The 18,473-nt window shown below is 59.0% G+C and carries 18 protein-coding genes; 7 read left to right on the top strand and 11 right to left on the bottom strand.

Going from position 1 to position 18,473, the window contains the following annotated elements:
* Positions 1-55: 55 nt before the first annotated feature.
* The 5 genes from V6P94_RS15365 to V6P94_RS15345 all read right to left on the bottom strand — a co-directional run bounded on the left by V6P94_RS15365 (position 56) and on the right by V6P94_RS15345 (position 4,663).
* Positions 56-685, bottom strand: coding sequence for a glutathione S-transferase (locus V6P94_RS15365; RefSeq protein ID WP_338647481.1), 630 nt, complete (start codon positions 683-685; stop codon positions 56-58).
* A 70-nt stretch (positions 686-755) separates the two neighbouring features.
* Entirely contained in the window at positions 756-1,433 is a 678-nt protein-coding gene (locus tag V6P94_RS15360) for a type 1 glutamine amidotransferase domain-containing protein (RefSeq protein WP_338647479.1), read from the bottom strand.
* Between the two features lie 140 nt (positions 1,434-1,573).
* A complete protein-coding gene (locus V6P94_RS15355) occupies positions 1,574-2,233 on the bottom strand; it encodes an ankyrin repeat domain-containing protein (protein WP_338647477.1) in 660 nt (219 codons plus the stop codon).
* Positions 2,234-2,344: 111 nt separating this feature from the next.
* Positions 2,345-3,715 carry an amidohydrolase family protein gene (locus V6P94_RS15350; RefSeq protein WP_338647475.1) on the bottom strand — a complete coding sequence of 457 codons (1,371 nt, stop codon included), beginning with the start codon at positions 3,713-3,715 and terminating at the stop codon, positions 2,345-2,347.
* A 258-nt stretch (positions 3,716-3,973) separates the two neighbouring features.
* Positions 3,974-4,663, bottom strand: coding sequence for a GntR family transcriptional regulator (locus V6P94_RS15345; RefSeq protein ID WP_133079747.1), 690 nt, complete (start codon positions 4,661-4,663; stop codon positions 3,974-3,976).
* Positions 4,664-4,803: 140 nt separating this feature from the next.
* Between V6P94_RS15345 and V6P94_RS15340 the strand changes: the two genes are divergently transcribed.
* From V6P94_RS15340 to V6P94_RS15310, 7 genes are all read left to right on the top strand, one after another.
* The gene (locus V6P94_RS15340) at positions 4,804-5,889 is read left to right on the top strand and encodes an ABC transporter ATP-binding protein (RefSeq protein WP_133079746.1); all 1,086 of its coding nucleotides are present in this window, start codon (positions 4,804-4,806) and stop codon (positions 5,887-5,889) included.
* A gap of 1 nt (position 5,890) precedes the next feature.
* Positions 5,891-6,808 (top strand): ABC transporter permease, encoded by a 918-nt coding sequence (locus V6P94_RS15335; RefSeq protein WP_133079745.1) that lies wholly within the window; start codon positions 5,891-5,893, stop codon positions 6,806-6,808.
* Positions 6,805-7,593, top strand: a complete 789-nt coding sequence (locus V6P94_RS15330; RefSeq protein ID WP_133079744.1) for an ABC transporter permease — start codon at positions 6,805-6,807, stop codon at positions 7,591-7,593. Before V6P94_RS15335 ends, V6P94_RS15330 begins: the two co-directional genes overlap by 4 nt.
* A gap of 32 nt (positions 7,594-7,625) precedes the next feature.
* Positions 7,626-8,678, top strand: coding sequence for an extracellular solute-binding protein (locus tag V6P94_RS15325; protein WP_133079751.1), 1,053 nt, complete (start codon positions 7,626-7,628; stop codon positions 8,676-8,678).
* An 80-nt stretch (positions 8,679-8,758) separates the two neighbouring features.
* The gene (locus V6P94_RS15320; RefSeq protein ID WP_338647469.1) at positions 8,759-9,955 is read left to right on the top strand and encodes an amidohydrolase family protein; all 1,197 of its coding nucleotides are present in this window, start codon (positions 8,759-8,761) and stop codon (positions 9,953-9,955) included.
* Entirely contained in the window at positions 9,952-11,454 is a 1,503-nt protein-coding gene (locus tag V6P94_RS15315) for an amidohydrolase family protein (RefSeq protein ID WP_338647467.1), read from the top strand. Before V6P94_RS15320 ends, V6P94_RS15315 begins: the two co-directional genes overlap by 4 nt.
* Positions 11,455-11,466: 12 nt before the next feature.
* Positions 11,467-12,129 (top strand): flavin reductase family protein, encoded by a 663-nt coding sequence (locus V6P94_RS15310; protein WP_219261935.1) that lies wholly within the window; start codon positions 11,467-11,469, stop codon positions 12,127-12,129.
* Between the two features lie 11 nt (positions 12,130-12,140).
* Here the strand turns inward: V6P94_RS15310 and V6P94_RS15305 are convergent, their stop codons facing one another.
* The 6 genes from V6P94_RS15305 to V6P94_RS15280 form a co-directional block, all read right to left on the bottom strand.
* On the bottom strand, positions 12,141-12,749 hold the full coding sequence (locus V6P94_RS15305; protein ID WP_338649449.1) for a dTMP kinase: 609 nt from the start codon (positions 12,747-12,749) through the stop codon (positions 12,141-12,143).
* A gap of 193 nt (positions 12,750-12,942) precedes the next feature.
* On the bottom strand, positions 12,943-13,827 hold the full coding sequence (locus V6P94_RS15300) for a homocysteine S-methyltransferase family protein (RefSeq protein WP_338647460.1): 885 nt from the start codon (positions 13,825-13,827) through the stop codon (positions 12,943-12,945).
* Positions 13,828-13,917: 90 nt separating this feature from the next.
* On the bottom strand, positions 13,918-14,763 hold the full coding sequence (locus tag V6P94_RS15295; protein ID WP_338647458.1) for an amino acid ABC transporter permease: 846 nt from the start codon (positions 14,761-14,763) through the stop codon (positions 13,918-13,920).
* Positions 14,760-15,479, bottom strand: a complete 720-nt coding sequence (locus V6P94_RS15290; protein WP_338647456.1) for an ABC transporter substrate-binding protein — start codon at positions 15,477-15,479, stop codon at positions 14,760-14,762. The genes V6P94_RS15295 and V6P94_RS15290 overlap by 4 nt, the downstream gene beginning before the upstream one ends.
* Before the next feature lie 246 nt (positions 15,480-15,725).
* Positions 15,726-16,979: an OprD family porin gene (locus V6P94_RS15285; protein ID WP_338647454.1), complete on the bottom strand. Its 1,254-nt coding sequence runs from the start codon at positions 16,977-16,979 to the stop codon at positions 15,726-15,728.
* Positions 16,980-17,070: 91 nt separating this feature from the next.
* Positions 17,071-18,375, bottom strand: a complete 1,305-nt coding sequence (locus tag V6P94_RS15280) for a citrate:proton symporter (RefSeq protein ID WP_338647452.1) — start codon at positions 18,373-18,375, stop codon at positions 17,071-17,073.
* Between the last annotated feature and the right edge of the window lie 98 nt (positions 18,376-18,473).

The following is an 18,473-nucleotide window of genomic DNA, read 5'->3' as shown; positions in this document are numbered from 1 at the left end:
CCGCGTCGTCTGCATCGCAGGTAAGCCAGCTCCCCCATGCCCCGCCGCAATTCAACTATTCGACGAGTTCATTCTCAAGCTTCAAAGCTCGCTTCCAGCTGTCCAGTTCCGCCAGACGCTGCAGGTAAGCCTGCAGATGAGGGTACTGCGCCCCGCACTTCATCTGCTCGACCACCGTGATGGCAACAAAGGCCAGCATGAAGTCAGCCCCTGACAATGTGTCCCCCACAATGAAGGTTCTGTTGGCAAGCGCACTGTCCAGAAACCCCAGGACCTTATCAAACTCAGTCCGGGTATAGCCGTCCAGGAACTTGAGCTGAGTCCCGGCATTGATCTCAAACTGGGTAAACAGCTTGAGTAGCACCGGCACCATCGCCGAGCTTTCCGCAAAGTGAATCCATTGCAGGTACTGAAGATAATCCGGTGAGCTGAACGCAGGTTCCAGCCGGGGCGCAAACCGGCGGATCAGGTATTCGACAATGGCGCCGGATTCAACCAGCACATGCCCGTCGAGCTCAATCACCGGTGACTTGCCCAACGGGTGAATGTTTTTCAATGAGGCCGGGGCGAGACGAGTGGCTGGGTCGCGCTGATAGCGAATCAGGGTGTAAGGCTCTCCCATTTCTTCAAGCAGCCAAAGAATACGCAGCGATCGGGACGCGTTGAGGTGATGAAGTGTGATCATGAAGACTCTCTCTGATGAGGGGGCACCCGGGGCGTACGAACGTTTCAGCCTGCCCGGGCGCCATGCGCGGTTACTTCAATTGGGCGACAAGTGCTTTGGCAACGCCTTCGGAACTGGCGGGGTTCTGGCCAGTGACCAGCTTGCCATCTTCGATGACAAAGGGAGCCCAGTCCGGCCCTTTTTCATAAAATCCGCCCAGGCTCTGGAATTCATCTTCGATCAGAAAGGGCACGACATCGGTCAGCTCTACTGCAGCTTCCTCGCCATTGGTGAATCCGGTGACTCGGCGCCCTTTAACCAGCGGTGCGCCGTCAGCGGCCTTGACATGACGCAGGACCCCGGGCGCGTGACAGACAAAACCAATGGGCTTGCCAGATCGCTCGAAGGACTGGATAAGCTCGATGGACGTCTTCGACTCGGCCAGATCCCACAACGGTCCATGACCGCCAGGGTAGAACACGGCGTCAAAGTCTTTACTGTTGACGGTATCCAGCTTGACGGTATTCGCCAAAGCCCGCCGGGCATCAGGATCCGCGCTGAAACGGTGGGTCATGTCCGTCTGGAAATCCGGCAACTCACTCTTTGGGTCCAGGGGTGGCTGACCACCGGCTGGCGACGCCAGAACCACCTCGGCCCCCGCATCCTTGAAGACGTAGTAAGGCGCTGCGAACTCTTCAAGCCAGAATCCTGTTTTCAAGCCCGTATCCCCGAGTTGATCGTGGGACGTTAGAACCATCAGAACTTTCATGTCTTAGCCCTCATTGCTGCGGTTTGGCCTTTGGCAACGTGATCTGCCTCGGGTTTATGCTGATTGCACTGTCTTGACTATGTACGACCACCGTTTTTTGAATACGTGCAACACGAAAACCGCCACTCAAGAAACGCGAATCAGTGTGCCCCGGCGTCACGCAGCAACTGCGCGATAGCGGTCTGACCCCGTTCCTGCGCGTGTTGCAACGGGCTCACGCCCTTGTCGTCAGGCAGGTTCAGGTCTGCACCGGCCTCGATCAACTGGCTGACAATCTGTTGATGTGCCGGTCCGCCGTCTGAGAGCACGATGGCTTCCATCAAACAGGTCCAGCCCAGACGATTGACATGGTTCATGTCAACGCCTGCCGCGATCAGCAGGCGCACGGTCTCAACATGGCCGCGCTCGCACGCCGGGATCAAGGCAGTGCCACCATAGCGGTTGGTGCTTTTCAGGTCGGCACCATGGGCCAGGGCAAGCTGGAGAATTTCATTTCGCCCGCTCGCTCCGGCCAACAGATAAGGGCTGTCCTGGATCAGGTTCTTCTGGTTAACGTTGGCACCGGCTTCAATCAATGCCCTGGCGATCTCTATCTGGTTCTCACGCGTGGCAAGCAGCAGTGCACTGCTGCCATCGAGCGAACGGTCATCGAGCTTCGCACCTTCAGTGATCAGTTGCTGCACCCTGCCCAGCTCACCGTTTCTCACGGCGTCAAGGAGTGACTTGTCGCTTGCCATTACTACTCCAGTCATCAACAGTGCGACCGTCAACAGGCCGTATTTAAGCGTCCGGGAACCCATGTCACGCCCTCCAGAAAATCCATGAGAAACCAGTATGGTCAGGGCGCCAGGTATTCGGAAATTAAATATGCCCATGCTTTTCAGTGGCTTTGTGCATGGTCCTGCTGAGGACTAGAAGTTCTGTTTATAGATTTTCCCGCCTTTCATGATCATGCTGATATTGATCTGCGGGTCCTCCAGAAAGGCCAGGCTTACCGTGGGATCGCCTTCGACAACCAGCAGATCTGCCAATGCACCGGCCTCTATCCGGCCAACTTTACCGGGATAAGGATTGCGCGCTCCCGACAGCCCCAAAAGCTCTCCATTGATCTTTGTCGCCATGTTTGCAACGTCGTGCGCGGCGTAAAACCGGGTCAACTTCGCCAGTTGTCTTCCCTGAGACGGTGTCTTTAGCGGATTGAATAAAATATCTGTCCCCCAGGCCGTTTTTATATTGAAGCGCTGGGCAAATTCATAGGCTTTCGCGGTGCCCTCGGCCACCACGCGCTGACGCTCTCGGCGCACAGGATCTGGATAAACATTGGCATCTTCATCCTGCAGAAAAGGCTGAAGGCTCCACCAGATATCGTGGTCTGCCATCATGCGCACGGTTTCTTCATCAGCCAGTTGGCCGTGTTCGATCGATTTCACACCGGCGCGAATGGCACGCTGAATACTTTTGGGCGTATACGCATGCACCATCACATAGGTGCCCCAATCGGCAGCGGCTTCAACCGCCATTCTTAATTCTGACTCCAGAAACTGGGTGCTATCGAGATGATCATAAGCAGAAGCCACGCCGCCACCGGCCATCAACTTTAACTGTGAGGCCCCGAGCATGAGCTGCTCTCTTGCCCGCCTGAGCACTTCGGCATCGCCATCGGCGATGGCGGCAGCCCCCAGTTGTTCGGTAACGCTCAGTGGCCTGAGAGCGCTGCGGGGAATCTCGGATCGCATCCTGAAATCACCGTGGCCCGAAGTCTGTGAAATCATGGCGCCGGATGGATAAATACGTGGCCCCGGGATAACGCCCTCATCAATTGCACGCTTCAAGGCAAACGAAGGTCCACCAGGATCGCGCACCGTCGTAAAGCCGCGCATCAAGGTGCTTTCTGCTTCGCGGGCGGCGACTAAATGGATATAGCCCGGGTCTGCACTCATCGCGTCAAGTTGCGTGATGCCCGCCAACGTAGTGTGCCAATGGGCATCAATCAGTCCCGGCATCACCACCCTTCGCCCGCAATCGATAACCACGGCCCCTTCGACATCCGTATTGGCGGGTAGCAGGGAGTCGATCACGCCAGCCTTGATCAGGATGCAGACGTTATCGTCAAGCACAACGCTACCGTTGAATAAACGAAGATTCTTGAGCAATACAGTGCTCACGCCGGACTCAGCGTTCGTGCCCTGTCCTGAAGTACTTGAGGTGCGCACTTCTGACAGCGGTGAACCTTTGGGCTTGATCCCGCTATAGACGTCACGTCGAGACAGATCGAGCATCATCCTGGCGTGAAAATCCTGTATATCCGGCGAGCTACAGGTGCACAGGTCATGGGCTTCAAGCTCAACACGATGACTGGGTGTAAAGCGCGAACAAGCCGTTGCAGATTTAGGCCTCATAGCGAGCGTTCCGTAAGCATTTTCAGGAACAGAGACTATAGATCGGATTAAAAACGCTGATCGAAAAACGGCAGGCACACTGAAAATCCTTGGCGACGAGGCCCAAGGATTGGGTTCGGTGAAGGGGGAGCACGCTTTCCCTTAGAGTGATATCAGGTGTTTGAGCGGGTGGTAGCCCGTTTTCAGGGTGGCCGCGACGTCGAGAATCGCCTTCTCGATGCCATTCAAATGAATGCACGTCAGCTCGATCGCGGCGCCCTGGTTGCCAGCCTCGATGAACTCGATCAGGCGCAAATGCTCATCGTCGCGACAGGCTTCGTGGCTGTCATCATCGAGCGCGGCAGCATACAGCGAGGCGCGGGAAATCAGCTTCTGGAACCAGTCCAGCAACACCGGGTTGTTCAGGCTACGGGCAAGCTTGATGTGGAACTCGCCGAGCAAATGAATCAACCGTTCGTGGTCGCCATTTCGGTGCGCCTCATCCTCCAGCAACAGGTGATCGCGCAAGTCGCGGGTCACGGCTGTGTCGCGCCGGCGACAGAGTTCGCTGACGATACCGATCTCGACCAGGCGCCGGGTTTCGAACAGCGAACGGATCTCTTCGTCACTCGGTAGAGATACGGATGCACCTTTATTGGGCTCTGTGGTGACCAGTCCATCGGCCTCCAATTGCTTGAGCGCGGCACGAACCGACGTTCGGCTCACGTTAAAAAGTTCGGCCAGGGAGGCCTCGCCCAGCTTCATCCCCGGTCGCAACGAGCGCTTGCTGATTGCCTCGTAAACCCCTTGATAGACGCGGTCGACCGTGGTTTCGAGTTTCTTCTCGGTCATCTCAACACTCCTTTAGCGCAAAACAACCGGCCCCAGGCGATGAGCAGCCTTAAAAAAAGGGGGTTGCACGGGCAGATTAATCCGGTTATATCTAGATTGCATCCAGACATTGCATACAATAATTAGAGGAATGCACCATTATGGGTCATCCAGTCGCAATTGAAGTGCGTAACGTCTCCAAACGGTATTCCGACGATCCGGGGCTGGCTCCAGCCCTCGACAACGTTTCAGTCGACATTGCCGACAATGAGTTCTTTACCCTGTTGGGACCTTCGGGCTGTGGCAAAACCACCTTGCTGCGCACCATCGCCGGTTTCGAGCATGTGAGCGACGGGGAAATCCGTCTCGCGGGCGAACCGGTCAATGACTTGCCGCCGTTCAAGCGCCGGGTCAACACGGTCTTCCAGAGCTACGCGCTGTTTCCCCACATGAGTGTCGCGCAGAATATAGCCTTCGGCCTTGAGATGCAGGGCCTTGATCATAAACTCATTCCCAAGCGTGTCGATGAGATGCTCGCGCTGGTGCAAATGCAGCACCTGGCCAAGCGCAAACCTGCCGAGTTGTCCGGCGGGCAGCAGCAGCGGGTCGCCCTTGCCCGGGCCCTGGCCCCCAAACCCAAAGTACTGCTGCTGGACGAACCGTTGTCGGCGCTGGACCTCAAGCTGCGCAAGGAGATGCAGGTCGAACTCAAGCGCGTGCAGAAGGAAGCCGGGATCACCTTCATCTTCGTGACCCACGATCAGGAAGAAGCCCTGACCCTGTCTGACCGGATTGCCGTGATGTCTGCTGGCAAGATCCTGCAGATCGGTACGCCCAATGACATCTACGAGCGGCCGCAGCACCAGTTCGTCGCCCAGTTCATCGGCGATATCAATTTCCTGCCGGGGCATCTGAAACGTGGCCAGCAGAACGAAAACCTCTTTGTGCCAACCGGCATGCCGGTGGAAATCCCCTGCCCGGCCCAGGGCTTTGATGGCGCAAGAGTGCAACTGGCGTTCCGCCCGGAGCGCTCGCAACTGGTCGATCCGCAGCAGCCCCACCATTTGCGCGGCGTGATCGAAGCCGTCCTGTATGTCGGCACCGCGACGCTCTATCAGTGCCGGTTGAACAACGACATCAAGGTCATGCTGCGCGAAAACAACGAAGGCCTGAACCGCGGGCGTGTGGTCGGTGATCGCGTTGCGGTCAACCTGCCACCCCATGCCTGCCTGTTGATGGAGGCTTGAGATGAGCGTCAGCAGCACATCCCCCGCTCTCAACCGTGCGCTGTTGCTCAGCCCGGTGGTTCTGACGTTACTGGCACTGATCGCCATTCCGCTCGGCATCATGGGCTACATCAGCCTGCTGCCACGCAACGTGTACGGCGGCGTCGACTGGCAGGCCAACTGGCAATTGCAAAGCTACGTGCAGCTGTTTTTCCAGGAAGGTTTCGACGGTGAAAAGGAGCTCAACTGGGTGTACGCCCAGGCGCTGCTGCGCTCGGTGTTCCAGGCCGGCGGCACCACGTTGTTGTGTTTTCTGTTCGGCTTCCCGGTGGCGCTGTGGATGTCCAGCCTGACCCCGCGTCGGCGCAACCTCATGGTCTTGCTGATCACCATTCCTTTCTGGACCAACCTGCTGATCCGCAACTACGCGTGGCTGATCATTCTGCGCGAGCACGGGTGGGTCGCCCAAAGCCTCAATGCCCTGTTCCCCCAGGCTGGCGGCATCACCCTCCTCTACAACGACTTCGCCGTCAGCGTCGGGCTGGTCTACAGCTTTCTGCCGTTCATGATTCTGCCGATCTACTCGACCCTGGAAAAACTCGACTGGCGCCTGGTAGAAGCGGCCTACGACCTCGGAGCCAACCGCTGGCACGCGCTCAAGCGGATCATTCTGCCGCTGTCGATGCCCGGCGTGATTGCCGGTGCACTGCTGGTGTTTGTGCCGAGCCTCGGTGCATTCATCACCCCGGCGATTCTCGGTGGTGGCAAGACGTTGATGATTGGCAACCTGATCCAGCAACAGTTCGGCACTGCCCGTAACTGGCCGCTGGGCAGTTCGCTGTCGTTCCTGTTGCTGGGGATCCTGCTCCTGTCGCTGATGCTCTACGCCCTCTATACCCGCAGCACCGCCAAGACTCTACGTCGGGGAGCCACCGCATGATCGCCCTGCACCTGAAAAAACTGCCGCTGACCCGCGAAGTCAGTCTGTTGATCCTTGCGTACCTGTACGTGCCGATCTTTGTGCTGATCGCGTACAGCTTCAATGCCAACCGCTCCGCAACGGTCTGGACCGAGTTTTCGTTCGCCTGGTACGGACGAATTCTGGCCAACCCGTCAATTCAGACCGCGGCGCTGAACTCGATCATCGTTGCGAGCATTGCCACGGTCTGCGCCACAGCCATTGCGCTGCTCGCCGCGCTGGCGACGTATCGGCCGTTCTACGGGCAGAAAGTGGTCGAGGGCGGGATCAACCTGCCGCTCATCCTGCCGGAGATCGTTACCGCGGTCGCCACGCTGCTGCTGTTCATGGCGCTGGGGATCAAGCTCGGTTTGCTGACCGTGATCGTGGCGCACATCGGCTTCTGCATCCCGTTTGCCTACCTGCCGATTCGCGCTCGCTTGAATGACCTGGACAAAAGCCTGCTGGAAGCGGCCAACGACTTGTACGCCAACCCGTGGCAGGTGTTTCGCCGGGTGACCTTGCCGCTGCTGTGGCCGGCGGTGTTGTCCGGGTCGGTACTGGCATTCGTGGTCAGCCTCGACGATTTCATCATGACGTTCTTCGTGGCAGGGCCTGGTTCGACGACCTTGCCGGTGTACATCTTCTCGGCGATCAAGGCCGGCGTGACGCCGGAGATCAACGCAATCTCGACCCTGATGCTGGTGATTTCCATCGTGCTGGTGGTGCTGGCCTTCTGGCTGGGACAACGCGGCAAACAACAATGAGTCTGGAGCCTGCTGTCATGAATAAGAAAAGCATGAAATTGAAACGTCTCGGTTACGGCGTCGCCGGCCTGGCCCTCAGTTGCTTCACCGTTTTTGCCGCACAGGCCGATGAGCCCAAGGAGTTGTTTTTCTACAACTGGACCGATTACTACCCGGTCGACCTGCTGGCCAAATTCGAAAAGGAGACCGGCATCAAGGTCACCATGGACGGCTACGACAGCAACGAAACCCTGCTGGCCAAGTTGCAGGCCGGTGGCGCGGCGTATGACGTGATCGTGCCGTCGCAATCGATCATGCGCACCCTGATCAACCAGGACTTGCTGCTGGAAATCGACACCCCGACCCTGCCCAACTTCCAGTACGTCAAACCGGCGTTCCGCGACCCGAGCTTCGACCCTGGCCGCAAGTTTTCGGCGCCTTACTTGTGGGGTACCACGGGGTTTTCCTATGACAGCGCGCGGGTCCCCGGCGGCAAGCTGGACGACTCATGGAAAGAATTCTTCGAACCGCGCAAGGAACTCCAGGGCCAACTCGCCGCCCTCGACACCTCCAGCAGCGTGATCAATGCAGCCAGTCATTACCTGGGCGTCGACGAATGCACCGAAAACCCCCAGGACGCCAAGCGCATCCTGGAATTGCTGCAAAAACAGAAACCGTTCCTGAAAATGTACAGCTCGGACAACACCGTGGACCGCATGGCCTCCGGTGAAGTGATCATGATGCAAAACTGGAACGGCTCCACCGCCCGCGCCACGTTGCAGAAGAGCAGCATCAAATACGTGTACCCCCGTGAAGGCCTGGCGATGTTCCAGGACAACTTCGCCGTGCCAAAAAGCGCGCCACACCCCGGCAACGCCAAGATCTTCATCGACTGGATGATGAAGCCGGAAAACGCCGCTGCCGTGTCCAATGCCATCGCCTACGACAACGGCATTCAGAGCGAAAACCTGATCGACGCCAAATGGCGAGTGATGGATGCCATCAACATGCCCGAAGAATTCGCCTCGCGCCTGCGCCCTGAAAAGGAATGCAGCAACAAGGCGCGGGAGCTGCAAGACCGGATCTGGTCCAAGCTCAAGGGCTGATCCAGAACCAGGGGGCCGCCTTCGCATGCAAGACCGCGAAGAGGCCCCGTCAAACACCCTAGAAATCCAAGAGGTTTGCCATGAACCAACCCCGCTGGCTGCGCAACGTGCGGCCCTACGGCCTTGCTCCCCAAGACCTGCTTCTGGAGAACGGCCTGTTTAAGCAGCGGCGTCCAGCCTCCAGCACAGCGCTGACCGCCACCGATATTGACGGCCAACACCAACTCCTCACCCCGGCCCTGGTCGAAAGCCACGTTCATCTCGACAAAACCCTCTGGGGTCAGCCCTGGCACTCGAACAGCGCCGGGCCGACGCTCAAGGATTACATCACCAACGAACGCCGGGTACTGCGCGAAGTCCAGAGCCCCATCGCCGAACGCGCCGGTGCGCTTCTGGAAAACTGCATTGCCCGTGGGTCGCTGACCATGCGCTGCCACGTCGACATCGACCCGGATTTCGGCCTGCGTCATGTAGAAGCCATGCAACAACTGCGCGAACGCTACCGTGACCTGATCGACCTGCAACTGGTGGTGTTCCCGCAAACCGGCCTGATCAGCCGCCCCGGCACCGCCGAACTGATGCGCGAAGCCATGGCGCTGGGCGTGGAAAACGTCGGTGGGCTCGACCCTTGCGGTATCGATAACGACCCCCTCGCCCAGCTCGACTTCGTGTTCAAGCTGGCCAGCGAATTCGACCGTGGGGTCGACATTCACCTGCATGACAAAGGTGAACTGGGCCTGTGGCAGATTGCGCTGATCGCCGATTACACCGAGCGCTACGGGCGTCAGGGCCGGGTGATGATCAGCCACGCCTATTGCCTGGGCATGTTGCCCTGGAGTCAGGTCCGGCCGGTGGCCGATCGTCTGGCCAGACTGGGCATTTCGCTGATGAGCTCGGCCCCGGCCGATTGCGCGGTCCCGCCGTTCCTCGCGTTGCGCGAAGCCGGCGTCAACGTGTGCCTGGGTTCGGATGGTATTCGCGACGCCTGGTCGCCCATGGGCAACGGCGACATGCTGGAACGGGCGATGCTCCTGGCGTTCCGCTTTGACATGAACAAGGACGAGGAACTGGCAGCGGCCTTTGCCGCCGCCACAGTCAATGGAGCGCAAGCGCTGGGCTGTGTCGATTACGGGCTGGAGATCGGGCAACGGGCCGACTTCCTGTTGATGCCGGTGCAAACCCTCGGTGAAGCAGTGGTGGCGCGTCCGGTACGCCAGGTCTATCGCGGCGGCGAGTTGATCGCCTCGGGTGGTCGATTGCTGGACAGCCGTCTGTGAAGCGCGGGCCACGTGCAACGGTCGGCCTCAAAAGCAGCTGCGTGGTCGGCTTTGACGGCACGCAGCACGTGCTGTGGCGCGACGGCGAAGTGGTGTTCGAAGGCGCGCGCATCGTGTTTGTCGGGCGCGGTTATGCAGGTCCCGTGGATCAGTGGATCGACTATGGCAATGCGTTGATCGGCCCGGGCTTCATCGACCTGGATGCCCTCGGGGACCTGGACTCTACCGTGCTGACCCTGGACAACGGCGATGAGTGCGGTATGGGCCGGATGTGGTCCGAGGACTATCTGGCGAGCGGTCCGCGGGAGAGTTACAGCCCGGATGAAGAGGTTTTCAAGTACCGCTACGCCTTCACTCAGTTGATTCGCAACGGCATCACCACGGCCATGCCGATCACCTCGACGTATTACCGCCAGTGGGCCGAGACCTACGATGAAATGGCTGCGGTGGCGGGTGTGGCCGCTGAGCTGGGCCTGCGCACGTACCTCGGGCCCTGCTACATGAGCGGCATGAGTTACTGGCGCGCCGATGGAACTCTGGCCCATCACTGGGATGAAGCCCGAGGCCTGGCCGGGCTCGATGGGGCCGTGCGCTTTTTCGAGGATTTCGACGGGGCACAGGACGGTTTGATTCGCGGGGCGCTGCTGCCTGATCGCATTCAAACCTGCACGCCCGCGCTGCTGCAACGTACCGCCGACCTGAGCCGGGCGCTGAACGCGCCCATGCGGCTGCACTGCTGCCAGGGGCTCGGCGAAGTCGAGATGGTCAAACAACTGCGCGGAGTTTCGCCGTTGGCCTGGCTGGAGCAACTGGGGCTGTTGACCCCGCGCAGTCTGCTGCCCCACGGCATTTACACCGAGGGTGATGACGACCTGCAACGGCTGGTGGACGGCGGTACCAGCCTGGTGCATTGCCCGGTGGTGTTTGCCCGGGATGGTGAGGCGTTGAACTCGTTTGGCCGTTACCGGGCCAAGGGGATCAACTTAGCCCTGGGCACCGACACCTGGCCGGCGGATTTGCTGGAGAACATGCGCCAAGGACTCAACATCGCCCGCCTGATGGAAGGCGGTGCATCGTTGACCAGCACGCTGGACCTGTATAACGCCGCCACGCTGGGGGGCGCCAAGGCTTTGGGGCGTGACGACATCGGCCGTCTGGCCCCGGGGGCGAAGGCCGATATCACCGTGTTCAGCCTGCGTGGCCTGCACCTCGGGCCGCTGTTCGACCCGCTGAAAAACCTGGTGCTGGCCGGTCGCGGTGATGACTGCATTGCCAGTTACATCGACGGGCGCTGCGTGATGCATGACGGTCAGGTTCAAGGGGTCGACTACCCCGCCCTGCAACGCCAGGCCCAACGACAATTCGAGACACTGATGCGCAGCCACAGCCCCCGGGCCTTTGGCCAGCCGGACTGGAACACCCTGTTCAAACCGTCCATCCCGTACGCCGACAACTACAGCGCACATGCCCCGCTCAGCGCGATCGATCCTCTTCTCTAGAGATTTGTGCCTATGCAAAGCTTCGACTTCAGCACCCTGAGTGCCCGCGACAAGTACAAGATCCTGATTGGCAGTGTGGTGCCTCGACCGATTGCGCTGGTGACGACCGTTGATGGCGAAGGACGTATCAATGCAGCCCCCTTCAGCTTCTTCAACGCGTTGTCTGCCGACCCGCCGATTCTGGCGCTGGGCGTGGAGAACTACGGCGACCTCAGCCCCAAGGACACCACGCGCAATATCCAGCTCAACCAGGAATTCACCGTCAACATTGTCAGCGATGCATTGGTGGAAGCGATGAATGTCTGCGCCGTGCCCTTCGCCCCCGGTTTCGACGAACTGACCGCCGCCGGGCTCACGGCGATTGCCGGGACCACCGTCAAATGCCCGCGTATAGGCGAAGCCCCGGTGGCGTTGGAGTGTCGCCGGATGATGGCGCTGTCCATCGGGCAATCGCGGGAAATCATCTTTGGCGAAGTCCTGATGGCCCATGTACGGGACGAGCTGATTGACCCGCACACCCTGTACATCGACCAGTTGGGGCTTGATGCGATCGGGCGGATGGGCGGGCATGGGTATGCCCGTACCCGGGACTATTTCGACTTGCCGACGCGTTCGCTACAGGCCTGGACGGAAGCGCCGGGCGGTGGCGTGCGGTTTTGGCCACAGGCCAAATAGGCCTTCGAGGGTCAAAGGACGCTATAGATCCCGGCAACCACCTGCATCGTAGCGTCTTCGATCGATCCTTCGTTACGGCATAACAGCCAGCCCTGATCTGCCGCCGCCTGCTCGAATGCTTTCGTGCTCGCGACATGCTCTTGCAGCGCGTGCATCACCGTACTCCCCAGCCCGCGGGACCGTGCCGCCGCCCTCGCCCATGACATTTCAGGGGCGGTGACGACCCCGACATGCAGGTCTGGCACTCGCACGTTTCGATCCATGTTCAACTGCAGGATTTCGGCAAACGGGACTATCCGGCGAAACGCCGCATCAGACGGGTACCAGCGATCGATCAGGATGATGCAGTCTGGCGGCTGTTTGGTCAGCACGTGCCGGGTTATCCAGGCTCGGCTGTCAGCGAGGCGCTCACACACGGCCAGCTCCAGATCCCGGCACGGATCTCTGGCGAGCCTGTTCACGAGGGCCATTGTTTCACCCCGGTAGGGATCGCTTTTTTTCTCGCACAGCCGGATCACCTTTTTGCTGTCTGCCCTCAGTACTTTCGTGACGGCTTCCAGCAGTGTGGTTTTGCCGGTCCCCTTGGGCCCATCCAAAGCAACAAACAGCGGACGATTCATGTTCAGGCAACGATTGATGTACGTTTCAGTCTGCCCGACCCGTTCGCCGGCAACGCTTGGCGTCACCAGGCGAATCGAGTGCAGGGCCCGTGAGCATGAGCCAGTAATGACGCCCTTCTCCCATACTCTCGGAGCATAGTAATCGACATCGGCGCCCGTGCAGGTTTTCACTCAACACTGGCGTGTTGCCAGGTCACTTCAGGCTGCGTTTGAGCTCGGCAATATGCTGCGGGCCGATACCACAGCATCCGCCGATCATGCTTGCCCCTCTGTGTTGCCAATCCTTGGCCCACTCCAGGTAGCCCAGGGGATCGAGGTCTTCGCGCAGCTCGTCCAGGCCGTCATTCGCCGTCGCTTCCTTCGGTTGCGGCGGGAAGGCATTGGCGTAGACACCAATGGCGATGTCGGCACCCAGACGTTCGGTAATGGCTCGCGCCACATCCACGGCAGCACCGATCACTTCCGGCTGGCTGCAGTTGAACAACACCGCGGCAACCCCCATTCCTGCGACCGCTTCGATGGCGTCGGCCACGGGTTCGCCTGAACGCAGGCGAGGCACACCGTCAGTCTCTTCATCCTGAAGGGTGAAGGATACCCAGAATGGCTTGCCGTCTGACGGCAGATGAGCGTGGATCGCCTGCACTTCGGCCAGTGAACTCTGGGTCTCTGCCAACCACAGGTCCACGTGCGCGCCCAAGCCTTGAAGCAGAGGCGTGAGCACTTCTGTCACCCGCTCAGGCTGGAACAGATCAGGCCTGTAGGAGCCGAACAACGGCGGCAGAGAACCCGCGACCTTGACCGGTCGGGCACTGGCGTCAGCCGCTTTGCGCGCCAGTTGGCCTGCAATCGAGGCGAGTTCCAGCCCCTCACTGGCAAAACGCTCCTCACCTATATGGAAGGGAACCACTGCATAACTGTTGCTGGTAATGACTTGAGCGCCGGCTTCTATGAACGCGGTATGAACGGCCACCACGACTTCCGGGGCTTCGCTCAATGCAAGCGCCGACCACTCAGGCTGCCTGAAAGGTGCGCCACAACGTTGCAACTCCCGGCCCATGCCACCATCAAGAATAACCATTGATCGTTCCTTCATGTCTTGTCTCTGAATGTGTGAGATTTGGCTGAACCTGTTGATGACTGACACCCACAGGTTCGTAAACAAGCAGGTTCAGCGCTGCTGTGTGAACCCTTTGCCGTAGTGGCGCTCGAGGCGGTTCTGCACCAGTTCGAGCCCGATCGACATCAACCAATAGATAACGGCGGCAGTGGTGAGCATTTCGATGTAGCGATACGACGAACGCCCGTAGGACTGCGCCAGAAACATCACTTCCCACACGCCCATCACCGAAATCAGCGAGGAGTCCTTGAGCATTGAAATGAACTGGCTGGTGGTCGGCGGCAAAATCGTGCGCATGGCTTGCGGCAGGATGATGTGCAGGAATGTCGCCGTCGGCGACAGCCCCAGCGCCATCGCTGCCTGGCGTTGCCCGGGGGCCACGGCCATGATCCCGGCGCGAAAAATCTCGCTGAGGTAGGCACCGTAATTGAGCGACAACGCAATGATGCCCGCGCTGATTGCCCCCGGAACAATCCCGATCTGGGGCAGGCCCAGGTAGATCAGCAGGATCTGGATCAGCAGCGGCGTCCCGCGAAAAAATGACGCGTAGAAGCTCGCGATCCCAAAGGCCACGGCGCTGCGTGAAAGGCGCGCAAGCGCCGTCACAAAACCGAGCAGCAAAGACAACCAGATCGAACAAAAGCACAGGAACAACGTCAGCGCCGCGCCTTGCAGAAAGCCGTTGGGGCCCAAGTGCAGGCCCATCAGGTTCGGCAACTTATCCAGGATGATCGACAGCTTCAGGTCGAAGCTCATGAAGAACATGACGCACAACGCGAACAGCACCGCCCACGTCAGATAGAGCCGGGTGCGAAAGCCAAACAGCTGGCTCACGCCACGGGGTTCGGTCTTGGCGAGTGAATGTGTCTTGGCGGGGTGTGGATTGTGGGCTGTCATTGGCTGATATCGGAACCGATCCACTTCTGTGAAATCTTGCTCAGCGTTCCGTCGGCCTTCAGCCCGGCAATGGCTTCAGTCACCTTGGCACTCCACTGCGGATCGCCCTTTTCAATCGCCACCACGTTGGGTTCTGCGTACAGCGCGGGGCCTGCGATCTTGAAGCGCGGATCCTGGGCAATCCGCTCACGGGCCGTGATCAGATTGGTGACCATCGCATCCAGACGCACCCCGCTGCCCAAGGCCAGGTCCTGGAACGCCACGGTTTCATTGTCGTACGGGGCAATCTGGACATTCTCGAACGGGTAGCTCAACGGCTTGTCTTCGGCGCCTTCAATCACCAGGTCCTTGTTCAGATAGGCTTCATAGGTGGACGCGCTGATCACGCCCACTTTTTTCCCGGACAAGTCCTTGCCTTCAACGATGGGGTTGTCCTTGGCGTTCACGACGATCACTGCCGGCGACTGGTAATACTCGACCGGAAAGTCGAACACCTCAGCCCGGGCCTTGCTCGGGGTCATCGAGCACACGCAGATGTCGTAACGCCCGCTCCAGCGGCCTGCGGCGATCACATCCCAGGACGGTGTTTCCAGCTTGAGCTTGACCCCCAGGCGCTGCGCCACGGCCTTGGCGACGTCAACGTCAAAGCCGTCCAGCTGGTTCTGATCGTTGAGAAAGGAGAATGGCGGATAGCTCTCCATCAGCACGCCCGTCATCTCCCCTTTTTGGGTTACGCGATCCAGGGTGGGGCCCGCAAAAGCCGTTGCACAGGTCGCGAGCAAAGCGAAGCCGAAAGGTAAGAGCGCCGATGTTTTCAAGGACAAAAACTCCAATCATTTCAAAGTTATATGAATAGATTAGAACGTACTATAAATCTCATTTGAACTGGTTTGATGGAATAACAACCTCGCTTTGGGTTATATCCCACGATTGATAGCGACATAACTGACATATAACAGGCACTACCAGAGCGCGATATCGTAAGTCAGGTAGACCCGGTTACTGTCACGTCCTCGCGAGAAGTCCGAACGATAGACGTAGTTGCGCAGCTTGACCCCCAACCCCTTGAGTGAACCTTGCTGCACCACATAGGCCAGTTCGGCATCACGCTCCCATTCCTTGACTGTACTGCTGGACTTGCCGTCGTTACCGCTCAGGTAGCGGGTGGCGAATGTCAGCCCTGGTACACCCACGGCGGCGAAGTTGTAGCCATAGTTCAGCATCCAGGTCTTCTCGTCTTCCTCAATGAATTTGCCGATACCCGCGTTACTGAAGGAGTACACGGTTGCGCCGCTGATGTAGGGCAGCCCGGCATCGCCACTGAGTGTCTGGTAGCCGCCACCAAAGGAATGGCCCGCAATGGCGTAGGTCAGTTGGCCGCTGAGCATATCGTTATCGATCTTGCCCCCATGGGCCGCCCCCGTATCGACACTGTTGAAGTAACGAAGGTCACTGGTGAGTACCCCTGCGCCGATGGGCAGATCGTGCTGGATTCCGGCAAAATGTTGCCTGTAGAAGTTCTCAAGCTCCCCGTAGAAATAGCTGAGGCGGATGGTTTTGCCTGCTTTGTATTCGGCACCGGCGTAGCTGAAATCCCCCGATTTATCGCCTCCGTAACCGTCGGGCACCAGTGCAATGCTGTCAGTGGAGTCTCGCAACTTGAAACGTTCCAGATACCCCCCTGTCAGTGTCAGGTTCTCGATATCACTGCTGATGATCTGGCCGCCCTTGTAGGTCTGGGGCAAAAGACGCGCATCGTTGTAGATCAGCACCGGTGTTTTGGGGAGCAGGGTTCCGTACTTCAGGGTGGTCCTGGCGAGCCTGGCTTTGGCCGTTATCCCGGCGCTTGAAAACTCGTCGGCGGCCCGACCATCGTCATGCACAGGCAGCAGTCCTGTGCCGCTGCGACCGCGACCCGAGTCGAGCTTGACCCCCAGCAGGCCCAGCGCATCAATACCGAAGCCCAGGGTTCCAGGGGTAAATCCCGATTGGTAATCGAGCAGAAATCCCTGGGCCCACTCGGTTCGTTCGCTCTTCGCCGTTCTTGCTGATTTCGCACTCATGCCATGCTCGTCGCGAAAGTTTTCGTTGAAGTACACGTTGCGCAATTGCAGCTTGAGCTTGCTGTCATCGACAAATCCGTCTGCGCTGGCGCTCGCCAGGGGTAGCAGTCCTAGAACAGAAAGCAACGTCCAACGGGTATGTAAACAGGTCATGGCAAACTTCTCATTGTTGTTATTTGGGGTGCAGGACTGCGCACGCCTCACCGTCGAGGCGCGTCGATAAAAAGCAGGAGGCCTGGGTGGATCAGGAGAAGAGGCTTATCGCCCCGGTCAGCAAGGCCAGTGCCGTAATCACAAGGGAGGTGAGCACCGCCCATTTGACGGTGGCTTTCTGGAAGTCGCCGATATCACGGTCAACCATGCCCACCAGCAGCAACGTCGAAGCCACAAGCGGGCTCATGAGGTGCACGGGCTGGCCGAGGACCGATGCCCGGGCGATTTCAAGGGGGTCTATGCCATAGGCCGCCGCCGCATTGGCCAGGATCGGCACCACCCCGAAGTAATAAGCATCGTTGGAAAGGACAAACGTCAGCGGCATGCTGGTGATCGCCACCACCAGCGGGAACAGATGCCCCCAGGACGGCGGAATCCAGTCCACCAGGGTTTGAGCCAGAGCATCGACCATCTTGGTGCCCGAGAAGATCCCGGCAAAGATGCCAGCGGCAAACACCAGCAACACCACGGTCATCGCATTGCCGGAGTGGGCCAGGATGCGTTCTTTCTGAATATCCAGTTGCGGGTAGTTGATCATCAATGCCAGGACAAAACCGATCAGAAACAGGATCGCCGAGTGCATGATCCCCATCACCAGCGCAACCATCACCGCGATCACCAGCAGCAGGTTGATGTAGGCCAGCCTGGGGCGCTTGTAGGGTGTGTCTTCAAGGATGGCCTTGATGTAGCAATTACCCCCGCCGCTTTGCAATTGGATATTGCCAATGCGCTTGCGCTCGCCACGACCCAGCAAGAAGGCCGTGAAGACTACCCACATGGCGCCTCCAATCATCGTCGGCAGCATCGGCACGAAGTATTCGCCGGCGTCCAGGCCCAGGGCCGCGATGGCCCTGGTAGCAGGTCCGCCCCAAGGAGACATGCCGCTCATGATGCTCAAGGACAGCATGGCGATGGTCGCCAGAACCATTGGGTTCATGCCAATGCGCTTGTACAGCGGCAACATCGCAGCGCAGGTGATCATGTAGGTGGTTGTACCGTCGCCGTCGAGTGCGACCAGCAATGACAGCAGTGCAGTGCCGACCCCGATTTTCATCGGGTCGCCATTGACGCGCTTGAGGATTTTGCGGATCAGCGGGTCGAACAAGCCTGCATCAATCATCAAGCCGAAGAACAGGATGGCAAACAACAGGAGCGCAGCTGAAGGCGCCACCATTTTCAGGCCATCGAGCATCATTTTGCCGGTGGTGCCGCCAAAACCGCCAATGACGGCAAATACGACAGGCACGACAACAAGCGCCACAATGGGTGACAGCCGTTTGGTCATGATCAGGAAGGTGAAGACGACCACCATGGCCAAACCAAGAAATGCGAGCATAGGTCAATTCTCTTGTTTTTATAATGAGTGCGACCGGCGCAAAGGCGCACGACCCCATTCCCGCCGGACGACATGAACCAACGATGTCTGGCGGGAGG

It is taken from the genome of Pseudomonas sp. ML2-2023-3, assembly GCF_037055275.1.
Taxonomy (GTDB): Bacteria; Pseudomonadota; Gammaproteobacteria; order Pseudomonadales; family Pseudomonadaceae; genus Aquipseudomonas.
This window is presented reverse-complemented; position numbering and strand designations above follow the sequence as displayed.